Origin of the sequence: Cupriavidus sp. H19C3, from assembly GCF_049393815.1 — a bacterium.
Lineage (GTDB): Bacteria > Pseudomonadota > Gammaproteobacteria > Burkholderiales > Burkholderiaceae > Cupriavidus.
Window position 1 is genome coordinate 4,054,079 of record NZ_CP184985.1, and the last position, 19,072, is coordinate 4,073,150.

Consider the following 19,072-nt stretch of genomic DNA (forward strand, 5'->3'; position numbering starts at 1 on the left):
AGTATAACATTCTCGATGTGGTGGATGCTCCACTTCGAACAACGTCTGGCTCTTCGCTGGGGAATTGTGCCACAAGGCTCGTTTCCTAAGAAGTAAATATATTCGATTCAACCACCGCGTTTTGGGCCTGTGGTGTTTGTGCAACATCGCCCTTGCGATGCCCGCAAACCCTTGTCCCGTCTGGCTTGCCGGCGATGGCACGCGCTCCCGCGGAGCCCCTCCGAGGGCCTGCGGAAGGGGGTCGGGAAGGGGTTGTCGCGCGTGATAGAATGGCACGTTGCCCATCCCCCGCAGGCCCCTCGCGGCCGAGCGGGAATCGGGCATCTTTCGCTTAAACCTGCCGCATAAACACGCCGCAATGGATCAATTCGCCAAAGAAACTCTTCCGGTCTCGCTGGAAGAGGAAATGCGCCGCTCCTATCTGGATTACGCGATGAGCGTTATCGTCGGGCGCGCGCTTCCCGATGTCAGGGACGGCCTGAAACCAGTACACCGACGCGTGCTCTATGCGATGCATGAGCTCAATAACGACTGGAATCGCCCTTATAAAAAATCGGCGCGTATTGTCGGCGACGTGATCGGTAAGTATCACCCGCACGGCGATATCGCGGTCTACGACACCATCGTCCGCATGGCGCAGGATTTCTCGCTGCGCTACATGCTGGTGGACGGTCAGGGCAATTTTGGCTCGGTCGACGGTGATAACGCCGCGGCCATGCGTTATACGGAAATTCGCCTGTCGAAGATCGCGCATGAAATGCTGCACGATATCGACAAGGAAACCGTTGATTTCGAGCCTAACTATGATGGCTCCGAAAAAGAACCCGGTATTCTCCCGGCGCGAATTCCCAATTTGCTGATCAATGGCTCGTCGGGTATTGCGGTCGGTATGGCGACCAATATTCCGCCGCATAATTTGAATGAAGTGGTGGATGCCTGCCTGCATCTGCTGCGCAATCCGGAAGCGACCGTCGACGAGTTGATCGAACTGGTGCCGGCGCCCGATTTTCCGACCGCCGGCATCATCTATGGCATCCAGGGCGTGCGCGAGGGCTATCGCACCGGCCGCGGTCGCGTGGTGATGCGTGCGAGGACCCACTTCGAAGACATCGATCGCGGTCAGCGTCAGGCCATCATCGTCGACGAACTGCCGTATCAAGTGAACAAGCGCACACTTCTTGAGCGCATTGCCGAGCTGGTCACGGAGAAGAAGGTCGAGGGGATTTCCGATATCCGCGACGAGTCGGACAAGTCCGGCATGCGCGTGGTGATCGAGCTCAAGCGCAACGAGGTGCCCGAGGTCGTCCTCAACAATCTCTACAAGAATACGCAGCTGCAGGACACGTTCGGCATGAACATGGTGGCGCTGGTCGACGGCCAGCCCCGGCTGCTTAACCTGCGCCAGATGCTGGACGCCTTCCTCTCGCACCGGCGCGAGGTGGTGACCCGGCGCACGGTGTTCGAACTGCGCAAGGCGCGCGAACGCGGCCATGTGCTGGAAGGCCTGGCCGTGGCGCTGGCCAATATCGACGAGTTCATCGCGATCATCAAGGCCGCGCCGACGCCGCCGATCGCCAAGCAGGAACTGATGGCCAAGTCGTGGGACTCGGGCCTCGTGCGAGAGATGCTCGCGCGTGCCGAAAGCGATACGCCGGGGGGGCGTGCCTCCTATCGTCCGGATGGCCTCCCCGCGGTATTCGGCATGCAGCCGGACGGGCTGTATCGACTTTCCGACAGCCAGGCGCAGGAAATCCTCCAGATGCGCCTGCAACGCCTCACGGGCCTCGAACAGGACAAGATCGTCCAGGAATATCGCGAGGTGATGGCGATCATCGCCGATCTGCTCGATATCCTCGCGCGGCCGGAACGCATTACCACCATCATCTCCGACGAACTCACCGCGATCCGCGCGGAATTCGGCGATGAGCGCCGCTCGCAGATCGAGCTCAACGCGACCGAACTCGACACCGAGGATCTGATCACGCCGCAGGACATGGTGGTCACGCTGTCCCACAGCGGCTATATGAAGAGCCAGCCGATTTCCGAGTACCGCGCGCAGAAGCGCGGCGGGCGCGGCAAGCTGGCCACCGCGACCAAGGAAGACGACTGGATCGACACGCTGTTCGTGGCCAACACGCACGACTATATCCTGTGCTTCTCGAACCGCGGCCGCCTGTACTGGCTGAAGGTCTACGAGGTCCCGCAGGGTTCGCGCAACTCGCGTGGCCGTCCGATCGTCAACATGTTCCCGTTGTCCGAAGGCGAGAAGATCAATGTGATCCTGCCCGTGCGGCAATTCGACGCCGAGCACTTCATCTTCATGACCACCGCGCGTGGCACGGTCAAGAAGACCGCGCTCACCGAGTTCTCGAATCCGCGCAAGGCCGGCATCATCGCCGTGGACCTCGATGAGGGCGATTACCTGATCGGCGCCGCGGTGACCGATGGCCAGCATGACGTGATGCTGTTCTCCGATGCCGGCAAGGCGGTGCGCTTCGACGAAAACGATGTGCGTCCGATGGGCCGGCAGGCGCGCGGCGTGCGCGGCATGAACCTCGACGAGGGCCAGACCGTGATTGCCATGCTGGTGGCGCCGGCGGAAACCGCCGAGGGCGCCGAAGGCACGGAGGGCGGCGAAGCCGCCGCGGTGGGCAGCGTGCTGACCGCCACCGAGAATGGCTACGGCAAGCGCACCCCGATCACCGAGTACACTCGACACGGCCGTGGCACCAAGGGCATGATTGCGATCCAGACCAGCGAGCGCAATGGCCGTGTGGTGGCCGCCGCACTGGTGTCACCGGAAGACGAGATCATGCTGATCACCACCGGTGGCGTGCTGATTCGCACGCGCGTGGCGGAAATCCGCGAGATGGGTCGCGCCACGCAGGGTGTCACGCTGATCAACGTGGACGAGGGCACGCGCCTGTCGGGCCTCCAGCGTATCGTGGAGAGCGACGCCGACAGCGGCGGCGCGGACGAAGCGGAAGCCGTCGATGGCGCCGCCAGCGCTCCCGAAGCGGATACCGAATCGTAATCAGATGCAACAGTGGGACGGCGCCCCGGAACTCACCACGGGGGCGCCGGACTAACGGGACATATTTTCCAGGGAGTCATAATGCTCAAAACCTATCGACGTATTGCCGTTCTGGCTGCTTTCGTTCCGGCGTTCATGGTCGCGCAGGGCGTCCATGCGCAGGACGCCGGTGCCGACAAGGACAAGACCGCGGCCATCAAGGAACTGCTGTCCGTCATGCAGGCCGACCAGGCTGTCAAGGGCCAGGCCGATAACTGGCAGGCCGGCGCCAAGCAGGAAGCCCCGCTGGTACTCGAGCAGGTACTGGTCGAGAACAAGACGCTGAGCGACAAGGACAAGCAGGCCGCCGTCGAGAAGCTCAAGAAGAACGGCGCGGTCCAGCGCATGGTCGATGGCGCCGGCACGCAGTTCAACACCGACGCCTTCCGCCAGGACGCCATCAAGGCCCACTACGATGCGTTCGGCAAGTACTACAGCACGCAGGAAATCAAGGACCTGACCACGTTCCTGAAGTCGCCGACGGGCCAGAAGTTCATGGCCAACCAGGGCAAGGCGACCCAGGAAATCTGGGGTTCGATGATGCAGAAGTATGGCCCGCAAGTCGGCAAGTCGATGCGCGACGCCGCCGAGAAGGAAATCGCCGCCGCTTCCAAGAAGTGATGCGCTGATCGGCCCGCCGGGCGGCCCAGTTTGGCCGCGATGTCCAACGGCACACGGGTTTGAGGGATAATGGCTGCCTGGTTTCATCCGGCAGCCATTTTTCTTTCCCCCCTCCATGAACGATCCCCAGACCCCCGCCCTTGCCGGCATCATGCAGCGAGCATTGGCCGAGCGCGTGTACAACTTCTCCCCGGGCCCCGCCGCGCTGCCCGCCGAGGTCCTGCAACAGGCCGCCGAGGAGATGCTGTCGTGGCAGGGCAAGGGCGTGTCGGTCATGGAGATGAGCCACCGCAGCAAGGAATTCGAGAGCATTCACAATGCCGCGCTGGCCGACCTGCGCGAGCTCTTGCGCATTCCGGACAATTTCCGCGTGCTGTTCCTGCAGGGCGGCGCCATCGGCGAGAACGCGATCGTCCCGCTCAACCTGATCCGTCGCGTCGATGCCGAGCTTCCCAAGGTCGATTTCGTGGTGAGCGGCACCTGGTCGGTCAAGACCGAGCAGGAAGCGCGCCGCTATGGCGAGGTCAATATCGCCGCGTCGAGCGCCGACCGCAAGTTCACCTGCATTCCGGACGTGGCCTCGTGGCAGCTTTCGAATGATGCCGCTTATTTGCATCTCTGCACGAACGAGACCATCGTCGGGGTGGAATTCCACGACATTCCCGAGGTCGGACAGACCGGTACCCATGACAAGGGCCGCATCGTCGTGGCCGATGCGTCGAGTCATATCCTGTCGCGTCCGATCGACTGGTCGCGCGTGCAGGTGGTCTATGCCGGCGCGCAGAAGAATATCGGGCCGGCCGGCGTGACCATCGTGATCGTGCGGGAAGACCTGCTCGGCTTTGCCCATCCGCATTGCCCGTCGGCCTTCAACTGGCGCCTGATCGCCGAGCACAACTCGATGTACAACACGCCGCCCACGTATGCGATCTACATCGCGGGACTGGTATTCCAATGGCTCAAGCGCCAGGGTGGCGTGCCGGCGATCGAACAACGCAATATCGCCAAGGCACGCGCGCTGTACGACTTCCTGGACCAGAGCCAGTTTTATCGTAACGAGATCGATCCCAGCTGCCGCTCGCGCATGAACGTACCGTTCTTCCTGCGCGACGAATCGCGCAACGAAGCGTTCCTGACCCAGGCGCGCGCGAATGGCCTGGTACAGCTCAAGGGCCACAAGTCCGTGGGCGGAATGCGCGCCAGCATCTACAACGCGATGCCGCTGGAAGGCGTATCCGCGCTGATCGAGTTCATGCGCGAGTTCGAACGCACGTCGGCCTGAGCGGCGGCGGCGCGCTCGATTGATTCCCCCACGGCCATGCCCGGCGCATGGCCGAGCAGGTTCCCATCATGACAAGCGAACACAAGCAAGACACCAGCGCCGGCCCGAGCGCGCAGGAACAGGCCCTGTCGGCGGACCTGGCGCCGCTGCGCCAGCAGATCGATGCGGTCGACCGCGAACTGCTGACGCTGCTCAACCGCCGCGCGCAACTCGCGCTCGACGTGGGCGAGGTCAAGAAGAAGTATGGCGCGCCGATTTTCCGTCCCGAGCGCGAGCTGCAGGTGGTGCGCAAGGTGCAGGGCGCCAACCAGGGTCCCCTGCTTGGCGAAAGCGTGGGGTCGATCTGGCGCGAGATCATGTCGGCCTGCCGCGGCCTCGAAAAGCCGCTCGAGATCGCCTTCCTGGGGCCGGCCGGCACGTTCTCGGAGCAGGCGCTGTACGCGCACTTCGGCCATGAGGTGACCGGGGTGCCCTGCCCGAGCATCGACGAGGTGTTTCGCGCGGTGGAGGCCGGTACCGTCGAATATGGCGTAGTGCCCGTGGAGAACTCCACCGAGGGCGCGGTGTCGCGCACGCTCGATCTGTTCTTGCAGACCTCGCTCAAGATCAGCGGCGAGATCGCGCTCAAGGTCCACCACAACCTGATGGCGTCGACCCCGGACATGCGCGGCGTGACGGTGGTGCGCGCGCACGCGCAGGCGCTCGCGCAATGCCAGCACTGGCTGACCGCGAACTACCCGCATCTGGAGCGCCAGGCGGTATCGAGCAATGCCGAGGCCGCGCGCATGGCGAGCGAAGATCCGACCGTGGCGGCGATTGCCGGCGAAGCCGCCGCCAACCGCTATCACCTGCATATCGTGCGCACGCATATCCAGGACGATCCGCATAACCGCACGCGCTTTGCCGTGATCGGCCGCTACGAGACCGAGCCGTCGGGCAGCGACCAGACCTCGCTGATCCTGTCGGTGCCCAACACGGCCGGCGCGGTGTACCAGTTGCTGGCGCCGCTGGCGGCCAACGGCGTGTCGATGTGCCGCTTTGAATCGCGCCCCGCGCGCAGCGGGGCGTGGGAGTACTACTTCTATGTCGACGTCGAGGGCCATCAGCACGATGCGCCGGTCGCGCGCGCGCTGGAAGAGTTGCGCCGCAATGCCGCGTACATGAAGGTGCTGGGGTCGTATCCGTCGAGCAAGTAGAATGCCGATCCTTTCGTTCAACCCCCGCCGTGTCGGACTGATGCCGTGAGCGCCCTGCATTTTCCCCGTGTTGTCATTGTCGGCGTCGGCCTGATCGGCGGATCGCTGGCGCTCTCGCTCAAGCGCGCGGGTGTGGTCGGCACCGTGGTCGGCGTGGACCGCTCGCCCGAGGCGCTCGAGATCGCGCAGCGCCTTGGCGTGATCGACGAGATCGCGCCTTCGGTGGAAGCCGCGGCGCCCGGCGCCGGCGTCATCGTGCTGTGCGCGCCGGTGGCGCAGAACTTTGCCATCCTGCATGCGCTGGAACCGCACCTCGGCGCAGGCACCATCGTCACCGACGTGGGCAGTACCAAGAGCGACGTCATCGTCGCGGCCAAGACCGCGCTGGGCGACAAGGTCGCGCAGTTCGTGCCCGCGCATCCGATCGCGGGCCGCGAGCTCAGCGGCGTGGAAGCTGCGCTCAACGACCTTTATCTCCACAAGAAGGTCATGCTGTGCCCGCTGCAGGAGAACAGCCGTGCCGATGTGGCCGCGGTGCGCGCGATGTGGGAGTCGACCGGGGCCGACTGCCACGTGATCTCGGCGGTGCAGCACGACGCGGTCTTTGCCGCGGTCAGCCATCTGCCGCACCTGTTGTCGTTCGCGCTGGTGGCGCAGGTCGCCAACGCCGAGGATGCCGCCATGAAGCTCGATTTCGCCGGTGGCGGCTTTCGCGATTTCACGCGCATTGCCGGCTCGTCGCCGGAGATGTGGCGCGATATCTGCATCGCCAACAAGGACGCGTTGCTGCGCGAACTCGATACCTACGAGGCGGTGCTCGGCCACCTGCGCACGCAGATCCGCAATGGCGATGGCGCGGCGCTGGAACGCATCTTCGCGCGGGCCAGCGCCGCACGGCTCAAATGGGGCGCCACGCGCGCGACCATCAACAACGTCGAACCCTGATCATGGAACACCTCACGCTGGGCCCCCTGACCCGTGCCACCGGCACGGTCCGCCTGCCGGGCTCGAAAAGCATCTCCAACCGCGTGCTGCTGCTGGCCGCGCTGGCCACGGGCGAGACGCGTGTGCGCGAACTGCTCGATTCCGACGACACGCGCGTCATGCTGGAGGCACTGCGCGTGCTGGGCGTGACGTGGCGCCGCGAAGGCAACGACTGCATCGTGCGTGGCGTGGGGGGGGACTTCCCGAACAAGTCCGCGGAGCTGTTCATGGGCAACGCCGGTACCGCGATCCGGCCCCTGACGGCGGCGCTGGCGCTGCAGGGCGGGCACTACGAGCTGTCCGGCGTGCCGCGCATGCACGAGCGGCCGATCGGCGATCTGGTCGACGGGCTGCGTCAGGTCGGCGCGGCGGTCGACTATCTTGGCACCCCGGGCTATCCGCCGCTCCAGATTCGTCCGGCGCAGATTCGCATCGATGCGCCGATCCGCGTACGCGGCGACGTGTCCAGCCAGTTCCTGACCGCGTTGCTGATGACGCTGCCGATGGCCACCGCAGCGAGTGGCCGTATCGAGATCGAGGTGGTTGGCGAGCTGATCTCCAAGCCCTATATCGAGATCACGCTGAACCTGCTCGCGCGCTTCGGCATCACGGTCGAGCGCCAGGGCTGGGAACGCTTTATCCTGCCGGCCGGCGCGCAGTACCGCTCGCCGGGTGAGATCTATGTGGAGGGCGATGCGTCCACCGCGTCGTACTTCCTGGCGGCCGGAGCGATCGGTGGCGGACCGCTGCGCGTGGAAGGCGTGGGCATGGCCAGTATCCAGGGCGACGTGCGTTTCGCGGACGCGCTCAACCGCATGGGCGCCAACGTCATGGCCGGCGACAACTGGATCGAGGTGCGTGGCACCGAGCGCGACGATGGCCGCCTGCACGGCATCGAGCTCGACTGCAACCATATCCCCGACGCGGCGATGACGCTGGCGGTGGCCGCGCTGTTTGCCGAGGGCACCACCACGCTGACCAATATCGCCAGCTGGCGCGTCAAGGAAACCGATCGCATCGTCGCCATGGCCACCGAGCTGCGCAAGCTCGGCGCCACGGTGGAGGAGGGTGCGGACTACCTGCGCGTGACGCCGCCGGCGTCCGCCGACGCATGGCGCACCCCCGCCGAGGGCATCGACACCTATGATGACCATCGGGTCGCCATGTGCTTCTCGCTCGCCGCATTCGGCCCGTTGCCGGTGCGCATCAACGAGCCGGGCTGCGTGGCCAAGACCTTTCCCGAGTATTTTTCCGTCTTCGCCGGCGTTTCGCGGTAGTTTCGCGGCAAGTTGTGGGTGGCAGGTGGTGGGCGGCACAGCGTCGCGGCAGGGTGTCGCGGTCGGCAAACATTGCACGCGAGGGGAGACCCCGTGGGATCTATAAATAAAGAATGACTATTATCGACGTCATCACCATAGATGGGCCAACTGCCTCCGGCAAGGGCACGGTGGCGCACAAGGTGGCCGACGCCGTCGGATTCCATCTGCTCGACAGTGGGGCGCTCTATCGGCTGGTGGCGCTCGCCAGCGCGCGAGCCGGAGTGGATCCGCAGGATGCGGCGGCCCTCGCGGGAATGGCCGCCCGCCTCGACGTGAAGTTCGGCCCGGACCGGGTGTGGCTGGCTGGCGAGGAAGTCAGCCAGGCAATCCGCGCCGAGGCAGTGGGCAATCGCGCCTCCGCGATTGCCGTGCACCAGCCGGTGCGCGACGCGCTGACCCAGCTCCAGCGCGACTTCCGCAAGCTGCCGGGGCTGGTGGCCGACGGCCGCGATATGGGCACGGTGATCTTTCCGGACGCCCGTCTCAAGGTGTTCCTGACCGCGAGTGTCGAAGCGCGCGCCCGGAGGCGCTATAAACAATTGATTGATAAGGGAATTTCTGCTAATATCGAAGACCTTTTGCGTGACCTCGAGGCGCGCGACGCGCGGGATCGTACCCGTACCGCCGCGCCACTGCGTCCCGCCGAAGATGCGAAGCTGCTCGATACCTCCGAAATGACGGTGGAGCAGGCAGTCTCGCAGGTGCTGGAGTGGTTCGCCGCCATCAGGCAGTGACCGGCCGTCAGGCAGGCGCTGCAAACTGAAGGAGGCCAGCCGGCACCGACGGTGTCCGCATGCGGCCATGCATGGTTCTTCCTGGATCCATGTGGCATGCGGATGTTGACCAACCTTACCCCGCTGCACACGGCAGACTGAGCGCGATGGTCGCGCCGGCCGGTGTACCGCGGATTGCTAACTTACGTTTATGTCCGACCTGCAAACCAACGAATCCTTTGCCGCACTGTTCGAGGAATCGATCGCCCGCTCCAATATGAAGGCTGGCGAAGTGATTTCCGCCGAAGTGGTGCGCATCGACCACAACTTCGTGGTCGTCAACGCCGGCCTGAAGTCCGAGGCATTTGTGCCGGTGGAGGAGTTCCTGAACGACCAGGGCGAACTCGAAGTGCAGGCCGGCGACTATGTTTCCGTAGCCATCGACGCGCTCGAGAACGGCTATGGCGACACGATTCTCTCCCGCGACAAGGCCAAGCGCCTGGCATCGTGGCTCAACCTCGAGAAGGCGCTGGAAGACGGCGAAATCATCTCGGGTACCGTGACCGGCAAGGTCAAGGGCGGCCTGACCGTGATGGTCAATGGCATCCGTGCCTTCCTCCCGGGCTCGCTCGTGGACGTGCGTCCGATCAAGGACACCACGCCGTACGAAGGCAAGACCCTCGAATTCAAGGTCATCAAGCTCGACCGCAAGCGTAACAACGTCGTGCTGTCGCGCCGCGCCGTGGTGGAAGCCACGCTGGGCGAAGAGCGTCAGAAGCTGATGGAAACGCTGAAGGAAGGCGCGATCGTCAACGGTATCGTCAAGAACATCACCGACTACGGTGCATTCGTCGACCTCGGCGGCATCGACGGTCTGCTGCACATCACCGACCTGGCCTGGCGCCGTGTCCGCCATCCGAGCGAAGTGCTGTCGGTTGGCCAGGAAATCACCGCCAAGATTCTCAAGTTCGACCAGGAAAAGAACCGCGTCTCGCTGGGCGTGAAGCAACTGGGCGAAGATCCGTGGGTCGGCATCTCGCGTCGTTACCCGCAAGGCACCCGCCTGTTCGGCAAGGTGACCAACCTGACCGACTACGGCGCGTTCGTCGAGATCGAAGCCGGCATCGAAGGCCTGGTGCACGTGTCGGAAATGGACTGGACCAACAAGAACGTGGCCCCGTCCAAGGTTGTCCAGCTGGGCGACGAAGTCGAAGTCATGGTGCTCGATATCGACGAAGACAAGCGTCGTATCAGCCTGGGCATGAAGCAGTGCAAGGCCAATCCGTGGGACGATTTCAGCCGCAACCACAAGAAGGGCGACAAGCTGACCGGCCAGATCAAGTCGATCACCGACTTCGGCGTGTTCATCGGCCTGCCCGGTGGTATCGACGGCCTGGTGCACCTGTCCGACCTGTCGTGGCAGGAAGCTGGCGAGGAAGCCGTTCGCAAGTACAAGAAGGGCGACGAAGTGGAAGCCGTGGTACTGGGCATCGACGTCGACAAGGAACGCATCTCGCTGGGCATCAAGCAACTGTCGGGCGATCCGTTCAACAACTTCATCTCGGCCAACGACAAGGGTTCGATCGTGCAGGGCACCATCAAGTCGGTGGATGCCAAGGGCGCCGTGGTGCAGCTGGCTGACGACGTGGAAGGCTACCTGCGTGCCTCGGAAATCTCCGCGGACCGCGTGGAAGACGCCCGCAACGTGCTGAAGGAAGGCGAGCAGATCACCGCGCTGGTGGTCAACGTCGACCGCAAGGCCCGCAACATCAACCTGTCGATCAAGGCCAAGGACAGCGCAGAGCAGCAGGAAGCGATGCAGAAGTTCCAGGCCGACACCGGCACGGCTGGCACGACCAACCTGGGCGCGCTGCTGAAGGCCAAGCTCGGCCAGGACAACCAGTAATCGCAGGTCCGAACCCCGCGCGGAACCGCCATGACCAAGTCCGAGCTCGTCGAAAAACTGGCTGCCCGCTTTCCGCAGTTATTGCTGCGGGATGCGGACATCTCGGTGAAAACGATTCTCGACGCGATGTCGGAGGCGCTGGCCGATGGCCATCGCATCGAGATTCGCGGCTTCGGCAGCTTTGGTCTGAACCGGCGGCCGCCGCGCGTGGGGCGCAATCCCAAGTCCGGCGAACGCGTGCTGGTACCTGAAAAGCGGGTGCCGCACTTCAAGGCGGGCAAGGAATTGCGCGAGCGCGTCGATCGTCCGGTGCCAGCCGATGGCACCGCGTCGGGCGGGGCGAGCGGTGCGGTTGGTGGCGCCGTTGGTGGTCCAGTCGGTGGGTCCGTGAGCGCCACGCTCCACGGCAACGGCAAGGCCGCCACCGTGGTGCCGCCGGCGCAAGCCGGTTCGCGTGACGAGGACAGCCAGCTCAACCTGGTGCGGTCCTGACACGCCTCGACGCCAGCCTCGCGACACAGGCTGTCTGTGGGAAAGCGCTCCTCCGGGAGCGCTTTTTCTTTTCCGCTCCGTGGGCGGTGGCACGGAGTGCGGTGCAGCATCCGGTTACCGTTTGCGTGAGGTGATTCCGCTACAATGCCGGGAATTCGCCGATACGCGCAGCGTATGCGGTGCGTCCCCGCAGTTCTCCCGTTTGCCGCCACCGCATGAAACTTGTCGCCTGGATTATCCGTATCGTCCTGTTCGCCCTGCTGTTCGTGCTCGCGCTGCGCAATACCGACGACGCCACGCTCCAGCTGTTCTTCGGCGCCGTCTGGCATGCGCCGCTGATCCTGATCCTGCTGGCGGCGTTTGGCCTCGGTATCGTGGCCGGCCTGGCCGCGGTGGCGCCGGGCCTGATGCGGCAGCGCATGGAGGCCGCACGCCTGCGTCGCGCGCTGGCCGAGGCCCGCGCCCAGATGCCATCCCCGGCGGCCGAGCGTCCCAATCCGGCCGGACCGCCGCCGCGCGAGGCCAGGCCGGGCGTTCCCTATAACGTAGCTGGCCCGAAGGTCTGAGCCATGATGTTCGAAACCTGGTGGCTGCTGGCGCTGCCACTTGTCTTTTTTCTCGGCTGGATGGCCGCGCGCTTCGACCTGCGTCAGCTCATGAGCGAGCAGGGCGCGTTGCCGCGTTCGTACTTCAAGGGCCTCAATTTCCTGCTCAACGAGCAGCCGGACAAGGCGATCGACGCCTTTATCGAGGTGGCCCGCCTTGATCCGGAAACCACCGAACTCCACTTTGCGCTGGGCGCGCTGTTCCGCCGCCGCGGCGAAACCGAGCGCGCCATCCGCGTGCACCAGAACCTCGCCACGCGTCCCGACCTGCCCGAGCCCGAGCGCGAGCATGCGCTCTACGAACTTGGCCAGGACTTTCTGCGCGCGGGCCTGCTCGACCGCGCCGAGGAATCGCTGCGCCGGCTGATGTCCGGTCCGTATGCGGCCTCGGCCAAGCGCGTGCTGCTCGAACTGTACGAAGTCGAGAAGGAATGGCAGAAGGCGATCGATGCCGCGCGCGAGTTGCAGACGCTCGAACAGAAAGACTATCGCGTGCAGATCGCGCAGTTCTGCTGCGAGCTCGCGCAGGACGCGCTGCAACGCAAGCGTCCCGACGATGCGGTCGAATGGCTGCGCAAGGCCACGGTGGAGAATCCCGCCAATGTGCGTGCCCCGATCCTGCTCGGCGATGTGGCGATGGCCGCCGGCGATGCGCGCGGCGCGCTCGGGCACTGGCTCGGCATCGAGACCCAGGACGCATCCTACCTGCCGCTGGTGGCTGACCGCGTGGTCAAGGCGTATGGCAGCCTCAACGAGCAGGGGCGCGCGCTCGACTGGCTGCGCGGCCTGCTCAAGGGCAACCTCGCGGCCGAGCTGCTCGATACCGCGTACCGTGCCGAGCTCGAAGCCAACGGCGCCGTAGCCGCTGCCGCGCTGATGCGCGAACAGCTGCGCCGCCAGCCGACGCTGCTGGCGCTGACCAGGTATTTCGAGGCGCAGGCCGCCGCAGCGGAGCTGGTGGAAGAGGTCGCGTCCAGCGAGGCGACCGCCGGCGGCGACACGGCCTTGCAGGCGCAAGCCAGGGAGACCGCCGCGATTCGAGATCTGCTGCAACTGCGTACACGTAACCTCGCTCGCTATACCTGCCGCGAATGCGGCTTCCGGGCGCGGCTGTTCTACTGGCAGTGCCCAGGCTGCAACCGCTGGGAAACCTATGCGCCGCGCCGGTCCGAGGCCCTCGGCTGACCCGGCCCCTGCTTGTCAGTGTTCCCAACCCATCTGCCCAATCCCAACGAAGCGCGTACCAAGACCCGCCTCCTGGAGCATCTGCTATGAAAGTGACGATTATCGGTAGCGGCTACGTCGGTCTGGTGACCGGCGCCTGCCTTGCGGAGCTCGGCAACTCCGTGTTCTGTCTCGATGTCGACGAACGGAAGATCGCGCTGCTGAACAACGGCGGCGTACCGATCTACGAGCCCGGCCTCAAGGAACTGATCGAGCGTAACCGCGCCGCCGGCCGGCTCACGTTCTCGACCGATGTGGCCGCCAGCGTCGAGCATGCCGACGTGCAGTTCATCGCGGTAGGCACGCCCCCGGACGAGGATGGCTCGGCCGACCTGCAGTACGTGCTGGCCGCTGCCCGTAATATCGGCCGCCATATGACCGGCTTCAAGGTCGTGGTGGACAAGTCGACCGTGCCGGTGGGCACCGGCGACCGTGTCTCGGCCGTGATCCGCGAGGAGCTTGCCGCGCGCGGGCTGGAAGACCTGCAGTACTCGGTGGTATCGAACCCCGAGTTCCTGAAGGAAGGCGCCGCGGTGGAGGACTTCATGCGACCGGACCGCATCGTGCTCGGCTGCGATGCCGATGCCGCCGGCCGCCATGCGCAGGCGATCATGCGCCAGCTCTACTCGCCGTTCAACCGCAATCACGAACGCACGTTCTACATGGACGTGCGTTCGGCCGAGTTCACCAAGTACGCGGCCAACTCGATGCTGGCCACGCGCATTTCGTTCATGAACGAGCTGGCCAACCTGGCCGACGAGGTCGGCGCCGATATCGAACTCGTGCGCCTGGGCATCGGCTCGGACCCGCGCATCGGCTACAGTTTCCTCTATGCGGGTGCCGGCTACGGCGGCTCGTGCTTTCCGAAGGACGTGCAGGCGCTGATGCGTACCGCGGCATCGTACGGCAAGCCGATGCGCGTGCTGGAGGCGGTGGAGGCGGTCAACGACAGCCAGAAGCGCGTGCTGGGCGAAAAGATCGTGGCGCGCTTTGGCGAGGACCTCACCGGCCGGACCTTTGCGATGTGGGGGCTCGCCTTCAAGCCGAACACCGACGACATGCGTGAAGCCCCGTCGCGCGTGCTGGCCCGCGAGCTGGTGTCGCGCGGCGCGGCGTTGCGCGTGCACGACCCGGTGTCGATGGAAGAGGCGCGCCGGGTGCTGCAACAGGATCTTGCCGATGTGCGAGACGGCATGGCGCGCGTACACTTCTGCCAGGCGCAGATGGATGCGCTCGAAGGCGCCGACGCGCTCGTGATCGTGACCGAGTGGAAGGTGTTCCGCAGCCCCGACTTTGCGCAGATCCGCAGCCTGCTGAAGTCGCCGGTCATCTTTGACGGCCGCAATCTTTACGAACCCGATGCCATGGTGCAGGCCGGCATCGAATACCACGCGATCGGGCGACCTACCCTGACGCGCTGAGACGCATGAGCAGAAGCCAAATCTCGCAGGAACAGATTCGCCAGGCGCAGGTACTGGTGGTGGGCGACATGATGCTGGACCGCTACTGGTTCGGCGATGTCGACCGCATCTCCCCCGAGGCGCCGGTGCCGGTGGTGCAGGTCAAGCGCAGCGACGAGCGCCTGGGCGGTGCGGCCAACGTGGCCCGCAACGTCGCCGCGCTTGGCGCGAAGGTGGGCATGCTCGGCGTGGTGGGCGACGACGAGCCCGGCCGCACGCTGGAAACGCTGCTGACCGCGAGCCAGGTGCAGCCGTACCTGCATCGCGATGCCGCGCTCAATACCACCATCAAGCTGCGCGTGGTGGCGCACCAGCAGCAACTGCTGCGCGTCGATTTCGAGAGCGCCCCCGCCAACGAGGTGCTGGCCTCGGTACAGGACCGCTTCCACGCGCTGGTCAACGACTACGAGGTGCTGGTGCTGTCGGACTACGGCAAGGGCGGGCTCGCGCACGTCGGCCGCATGGTGGAGGCCGGCCGCGCGGCGGGCCGCGCGGTGCTGGTCGATCCCAAGGGCGACGACTATTCGCGTTATCGCGGCGCCACGCTGATCACGCCGAACCGCGCCGAGATGCGCGCCGTGGTGGGGGCGTGGAAGACCGAGGCCGACCTCACCATCCGCGCGCAGAACCTGCGCCGCGAGCTGCAGCTGGAAGCGCTGCTGCTGACGCGTTCGGAAGAGGGCATGACGCTCTATACCGAGGCCGAGGTGCTGCACGTCTCGGCGCAGGCGCGCGAAGTCTATGATGTATCGGGCGCCGGCGATACCGTGATCGCCACGCTGGCGACCATGCTTGGCGCGGGTGTGCCGCTCAAGGAGGCCGTCCAGCACGCCAATCGCGCGGGCGGCATCGTGGTCGGCAAGCTCGGTACCGCCGTTGTCACTTATCCCGAATTGTTCGGCGCCGGCGCCTGACCGGCCGGTGTCACCAGACTGAATCCATCATGACCATCATCGTCACCGGGGCCGCCGGGCTGATCGGCAGCAACCTCGTCAAGGGCCTGAACGATCGCGGCGAGCGCGACATCATCGCCGTGGACAACCTCACGCGCGCGGAAAAGTTCAACAACCTGGTGGACTGCGAGATTGCCGACTACCTGGACAAGGAAGACTTTCTGGCACGCTTTGCGCGCGGGGACTTCGGCAAGGTGCGCGCTGTGTTTCACGAGGGCGCGTGCTCCGACACCATGGAGACCGACGGCCGCTACATGATGGAGAACAACTACCGCTACACGCTGGCACTGATGGAAAGCTGCCTGGAGCAGGCCACGCAGTTCCTGTACGCGTCGTCGGCGGCCACCTACGGTGCATCGTCCACATTCCGCGAGGAGCGCGAGTTCGAGCGTCCGCTCAACGTGTACGGGTACTCCAAGTTCCTGTTCGACCAGGTGGTGCGGCGCCGGCTGCCGTCGGCGCTGTCGCAGATCGTCGGTTTCCGCTATTTCAACGTGTACGGTCCGCGCGAGGCGCACAAGGGCCGCATGGCGTCGGTGGCGTTCCACAACTTCAACCAGTTCCGCGCGGAAGGCACCGTCAAGCTGTTCGGCGAATACGGTGGCTATGGCCCGGGCATGCAGAGCCGCGATTTCGTCTCGATCGAGGACGTGGTCAAGGTGAACCTGTTCTTCCTCGACCATCCGGGCAAATCCGGCATCTTCAACCTGGGTACGGGCCATGCGCAGCCTTTCAACGACATCGCGCATACCGTGGTCAATACGCTGCGCGAGGCCGAAGACAAGCCACCGCTCTCGCTCGAGGAAATGGTGCAGGAAGGGCTGGTCGAGTACATCAAGTTTCCCGACGCGCTGCGCGGCAAGTACCAGTGCTTTACGCAGGCCGATATCTCCCGCCTGCGCGAAGCTGGCTATGGGGCGCCGTTCCTGACGGTGCAGGAAGGCGTGGCGCGCTACTGCAACTGGCTGATCGAGCGCGGCTGAGCCCGCGCCAAAGCGTCGAGGCAGGCGGCCGCGCCCATGGCGTCACGCCAGCGCGCGTTCGATCGCATACGCGGCCGAGAGCGCTACCGCATCGCCGTGGAACGGCCCGATCACGGTCACGCCCACGGGCATGCCGTGTGCGCCCACGCCGGTCGGCACGTGCACGCACGGTAGTCCCAGCACCGTCCACATCCGGTTGAACACCGGGTCTCCGGTCGAGCCCAGGCCCAGCGGCGCCTCGCCCGGGGCGCTCGGGGCGACGATCACATCCACGTTGTCGAACACGCGCGCCACGGCATGGCGCATGGCCGCCGCATGCACGCGCGCGGCCGCATGACGCCGGCCGTCGATGGCATTGCCAGCCGCCAGCAACGATGCGAAGGCGGGGCTGAACGCGTCGGCGTGGCCGCGGGCTTCGGGCGCAAACGCGGCAGCGGCCTCGAAGGCCATGATGTCGGCCTGGGCCTGCGCGAGTTCCGCCGTCAGCGCGGGCATGTCGAGATCGTGCAGCACATTGCCCGCGCACTCCACCACCTGTCGGACCGCCTCCAGCGCTCCGCGGCTGGCGCGGTCGGCATCGTCCCAATGCGGCGTGCGATACAGGCCCACGCGCAGCGAATGTAGCGCGCGCGGCGTGAGCGCGAGCCGCGCCAGCGTGCCGACGAAGAATGCCGCGTCGTCGACATTGCGCGCCAGCACGCCGAGCGTATCGAGACTCGGCGCGAGCGGCTTGATGCCGGCCAGCGGCAGCGTGCCATGGGTCGGCTTGTAGCCGACCACGCCGCAGAACGCGGCCGGGCGAATGATCGAGCCCGACGTCTGCGTGCCGAACGCCAGCGGCACCATGCCCGCCGCCACTGCCGCGGCGGAGCCGCTCGACGAGCCACCCGGCGTGCGCGGGGCCTGCATCGATGCACGCGGATTGCGCGTGGGCCCCGGCTGACCGGTGGCGAATTCGGTGGTGACGGTCTTGCCGAGCATCAACGCGCCCGCCTGGCGGGCCGCGGCCACGGCGGCGGCATCGGTGTGCGGGCGATGGTTGCGGTAGATCTGGGAGCCATAGGCGGTGGGCATGTCGGCGGTGTCGATCAGGTCCTTCACGCCCACCGGCAGCCCGTGCAAGGCGCCGGTCACGGTACCGGCATCGAGCCGCCGCGCCTGCATCAGCGCGTGGCCGGCATCGACCCATGCCCACGCGTGGATCTGCGGCTCCAGTGCGGCAATGCGATCGAGGCACGCACGCACCAGCGTCTCCACGCGCAGCTCGCGCTGCGCGAGCTGGATGGCCAGCGTGCGTGCCGGCAGGGCCAGGATGTCTTCCATCGTCAATCTCCTCCGCGTACAGGCGCCGCGTACACGCGGCCAACCATCGTTTGCGCGATCTTAGGCCGCGATTGTCACAGGAGCATGTGCTCGGACACATAAACGCGTGCGTTGCGTTACAGCTTGTGTCAGACGGTTCCGATCGGCGCCGCACGCTTCTATCCTGACCTTCCTCGACCGGCCGCGTGGTTGCCATCGCGATCGCAATCGCCCTCGCAATCGCAATCGCAATCGCCATCGCAATCGCAATCGCAATCGCCATCGCAATCGCCATCGCCCTCGCAACCGCCATCGCGTTAGCCGGCTCGCATGTGCAACCTTGCTCCAAGGTGTGGAGCGCAACAGTGAAGAGGAGAGTTTTCCGATGAGCAATGCTTTCAATCGACTGTCGATCCGGTTCCGTAATGTCACGCATCGTGTCGTGCTGGCGCTGATGCTTGGGTTCGCGTGGTGCGGCTGGGCCCAGGCGGATGTGGATGTCAACAGCGCCGACGAGGCCGCGCTGACCGAGGTGCGTGGCATTGGCCCGGCGATGGCGCGGCGCATCGTCGAGGCGCGCCAGAAGGACGGTGCGTTCCGGGATGTCGACGACCTTGCCGACCGGGTGCCGGGCGTGGGCCCGAAGTCTGCGGCCAACCTGCAGGATGCGGGGCTCACGTTTGGCAAGCCGGGCCCGGCGGGTGGTGCGCGCAAGGAGGGGAAGGGGGCGACTGCCACCGCCGAGAAGGGCGGCCAGAGAGGGGGGGCAGCGGGGGGATCCGCGGGGAAACCAGCGAGGTAACGAGCGGAGTAACGACCGGAGTAACGACCGGGGCAGTGACAAGGTCAGCGATAAAGGCGGAACACGAGCCGGCGCGGACCGCTCGCGCTGAGGGGGCAGGCTGGTACGTGTTGTGATTGTCCGACGGCGGCGCTGGGGCGCTGGGGCCGGGGTATGG

The 19,072-nt window shown here is 65.6% G+C and carries 16 protein-coding genes; 15 read left to right on the plus strand and 1 reads right to left on the minus strand.

The features are described from left to right. Positions 1–358 precede the first annotated feature (358 nt). From gyrA to rfaD, 14 genes are all read left to right on the plus strand, one after another. On the plus strand, positions 359–3,034 hold the full coding sequence (gyrA, locus tag DFLDMN_RS18705) for a DNA gyrase subunit A (protein WP_423196345.1): 2,676 nt from the start codon (positions 359–361) through the stop codon (positions 3,032–3,034). Positions 3,035–3,115: 81 nt separating this feature from the next. Beyond that, positions 3,116–3,694, plus strand: a complete 579-nt coding sequence (locus DFLDMN_RS18710; RefSeq protein WP_423196346.1) for a DUF2059 domain-containing protein — start codon at positions 3,116–3,118, stop codon at positions 3,692–3,694. Positions 3,695–3,809: 115 nt separating this feature from the next. Then, positions 3,810–4,976 (plus strand): 3-phosphoserine/phosphohydroxythreonine transaminase, encoded by a 1,167-nt coding sequence (gene serC / locus DFLDMN_RS18715; protein ID WP_423196347.1) that lies wholly within the window; start codon positions 3,810–3,812, stop codon positions 4,974–4,976. Positions 4,977–5,044: 68 nt separating this feature from the next. Beyond that, a complete protein-coding gene (gene pheA / locus DFLDMN_RS18720) occupies positions 5,045–6,172 on the plus strand; it encodes a prephenate dehydratase (RefSeq protein WP_423196348.1) in 1,128 nt (375 codons plus the stop codon). 45 nt (positions 6,173–6,217) lie between these two features. Continuing rightward, positions 6,218–7,117 (plus strand): prephenate dehydrogenase, encoded by a 900-nt coding sequence (locus DFLDMN_RS18725; protein ID WP_423196349.1) that lies wholly within the window; start codon positions 6,218–6,220, stop codon positions 7,115–7,117. 2 nt (positions 7,118–7,119) lie between these two features. After that, the gene (gene aroA, locus DFLDMN_RS18730; protein ID WP_423196350.1) at positions 7,120–8,433 is read left to right on the plus strand and encodes a 3-phosphoshikimate 1-carboxyvinyltransferase; all 1,314 of its coding nucleotides are present in this window, start codon (positions 7,120–7,122) and stop codon (positions 8,431–8,433) included. A gap of 113 nt (positions 8,434–8,546) precedes the next feature. After that, positions 8,547–9,209 (plus strand): (d)CMP kinase, encoded by a 663-nt coding sequence (cmk, locus tag DFLDMN_RS18735; RefSeq protein WP_423196351.1) that lies wholly within the window; start codon positions 8,547–8,549, stop codon positions 9,207–9,209. Between the two features lie 190 nt (positions 9,210–9,399). Next, positions 9,400–11,094, plus strand: a complete 1,695-nt coding sequence (rpsA, locus tag DFLDMN_RS18740; protein ID WP_423196352.1) for a 30S ribosomal protein S1 — start codon at positions 9,400–9,402, stop codon at positions 11,092–11,094. 30 nt (positions 11,095–11,124) lie between these two features. Beyond that, positions 11,125–11,586, plus strand: coding sequence for an integration host factor subunit beta (locus tag DFLDMN_RS18745; protein ID WP_423196353.1), 462 nt, complete (start codon positions 11,125–11,127; stop codon positions 11,584–11,586). Between the two features lie 215 nt (positions 11,587–11,801). Beyond that, complete coding sequence (locus tag DFLDMN_RS18750; RefSeq protein ID WP_423196354.1) at positions 11,802–12,152, plus strand: LapA family protein; 351 nt, start codon at positions 11,802–11,804, stop codon at positions 12,150–12,152. Positions 12,153–12,155: 3 nt separating this feature from the next. Beyond that, positions 12,156–13,376: a lipopolysaccharide assembly protein LapB gene (gene lapB, locus DFLDMN_RS18755; protein ID WP_423196355.1), complete on the plus strand. Its 1,221-nt coding sequence runs from the start codon at positions 12,156–12,158 to the stop codon at positions 13,374–13,376. 86 nt (positions 13,377–13,462) lie between these two features. Further along, complete coding sequence (locus DFLDMN_RS18760) at positions 13,463–14,836, plus strand: UDP-glucose dehydrogenase family protein (protein WP_423196356.1); 1,374 nt, start codon at positions 13,463–13,465, stop codon at positions 14,834–14,836. 5 nt (positions 14,837–14,841) lie between these two features. Continuing rightward, entirely contained in the window at positions 14,842–15,789 is a 948-nt protein-coding gene (rfaE1, locus tag DFLDMN_RS18765; RefSeq protein ID WP_423196357.1) for a D-glycero-beta-D-manno-heptose-7-phosphate kinase, read from the plus strand. A gap of 29 nt (positions 15,790–15,818) precedes the next feature. Then, positions 15,819–16,811: an ADP-glyceromanno-heptose 6-epimerase gene (gene rfaD / locus DFLDMN_RS18770; protein WP_423196358.1), complete on the plus strand. Its 993-nt coding sequence runs from the start codon at positions 15,819–15,821 to the stop codon at positions 16,809–16,811. A 42-nt stretch (positions 16,812–16,853) separates the two neighbouring features. Here rfaD and DFLDMN_RS18775 read toward each other — a convergent pair whose 3' ends face one another. Beyond that, on the minus strand, positions 16,854–18,134 hold the full coding sequence (locus tag DFLDMN_RS18775) for an amidase (protein WP_423196359.1): 1,281 nt from the start codon (positions 18,132–18,134) through the stop codon (positions 16,854–16,856). 364 nt (positions 18,135–18,498) lie between these two features. Here DFLDMN_RS18775 and DFLDMN_RS18780 point away from each other — a divergent pair, with 364 nt between their 5' ends. Further along, the gene (locus tag DFLDMN_RS18780; RefSeq protein ID WP_423196360.1) at positions 18,499–18,915 is read left to right on the plus strand and encodes a ComEA family DNA-binding protein; all 417 of its coding nucleotides are present in this window, start codon (positions 18,499–18,501) and stop codon (positions 18,913–18,915) included. The last annotated feature ends 157 nt before the right edge of the window (positions 18,916–19,072 follow it).

What these genes read in the sequence shown, in the direction of transcription:
- gyrA (WP_423196345.1), top strand. Translation starts at nt 359, where the DNA reads ATGGATCAATTCGCCAAAGAAACTCTTCCGGTCTCGCTGGAAGAGGAA.
- DFLDMN_RS18710 (WP_423196346.1), top strand. Translation starts at nt 3,116, where the DNA reads ATGCTCAAAACCTATCGACGTATTGCCGTTCTGGCTGCTTTCGTTCCG.
- serC (WP_423196347.1), top strand. Translation starts at nt 3,810, where the DNA reads ATGAACGATCCCCAGACCCCCGCCCTTGCCGGCATCATGCAGCGAGCA.
- pheA (WP_423196348.1), top strand. Translation starts at nt 5,045, where the DNA reads ATGACAAGCGAACACAAGCAAGACACCAGCGCCGGCCCGAGCGCGCAG.
- aroA (WP_423196350.1), top strand. Translation starts at nt 7,120, where the DNA reads ATGGAACACCTCACGCTGGGCCCCCTGACCCGTGCCACCGGCACGGTC.
- cmk (WP_423196351.1), top strand. Translation starts at nt 8,547, where the DNA reads ATGACTATTATCGACGTCATCACCATAGATGGGCCAACTGCCTCCGGC.
- rpsA (WP_423196352.1), top strand. Translation starts at nt 9,400, where the DNA reads ATGTCCGACCTGCAAACCAACGAATCCTTTGCCGCACTGTTCGAGGAA.
- DFLDMN_RS18745 (WP_423196353.1), top strand. Translation starts at nt 11,125, where the DNA reads ATGACCAAGTCCGAGCTCGTCGAAAAACTGGCTGCCCGCTTTCCGCAG.
- DFLDMN_RS18750 (WP_423196354.1), top strand. Translation starts at nt 11,802, where the DNA reads ATGAAACTTGTCGCCTGGATTATCCGTATCGTCCTGTTCGCCCTGCTG.
- lapB (WP_423196355.1), top strand. Translation starts at nt 12,156, where the DNA reads ATGATGTTCGAAACCTGGTGGCTGCTGGCGCTGCCACTTGTCTTTTTT.
- DFLDMN_RS18760 (WP_423196356.1), top strand. Translation starts at nt 13,463, where the DNA reads ATGAAAGTGACGATTATCGGTAGCGGCTACGTCGGTCTGGTGACCGGC.
- rfaE1 (WP_423196357.1), top strand. Translation starts at nt 14,842, where the DNA reads ATGAGCAGAAGCCAAATCTCGCAGGAACAGATTCGCCAGGCGCAGGTA.
- rfaD (WP_423196358.1), top strand. Translation starts at nt 15,819, where the DNA reads ATGACCATCATCGTCACCGGGGCCGCCGGGCTGATCGGCAGCAACCTC.
- DFLDMN_RS18775 (WP_423196359.1), bottom strand. Translation starts at nt 18,134, where the DNA reads ATGGAAGACATCCTGGCCCTGCCGGCACGCACGCTGGCCATCCAGCTC.
- DFLDMN_RS18780 (WP_423196360.1), top strand. Translation starts at nt 18,499, where the DNA reads ATGAGCAATGCTTTCAATCGACTGTCGATCCGGTTCCGTAATGTCACG.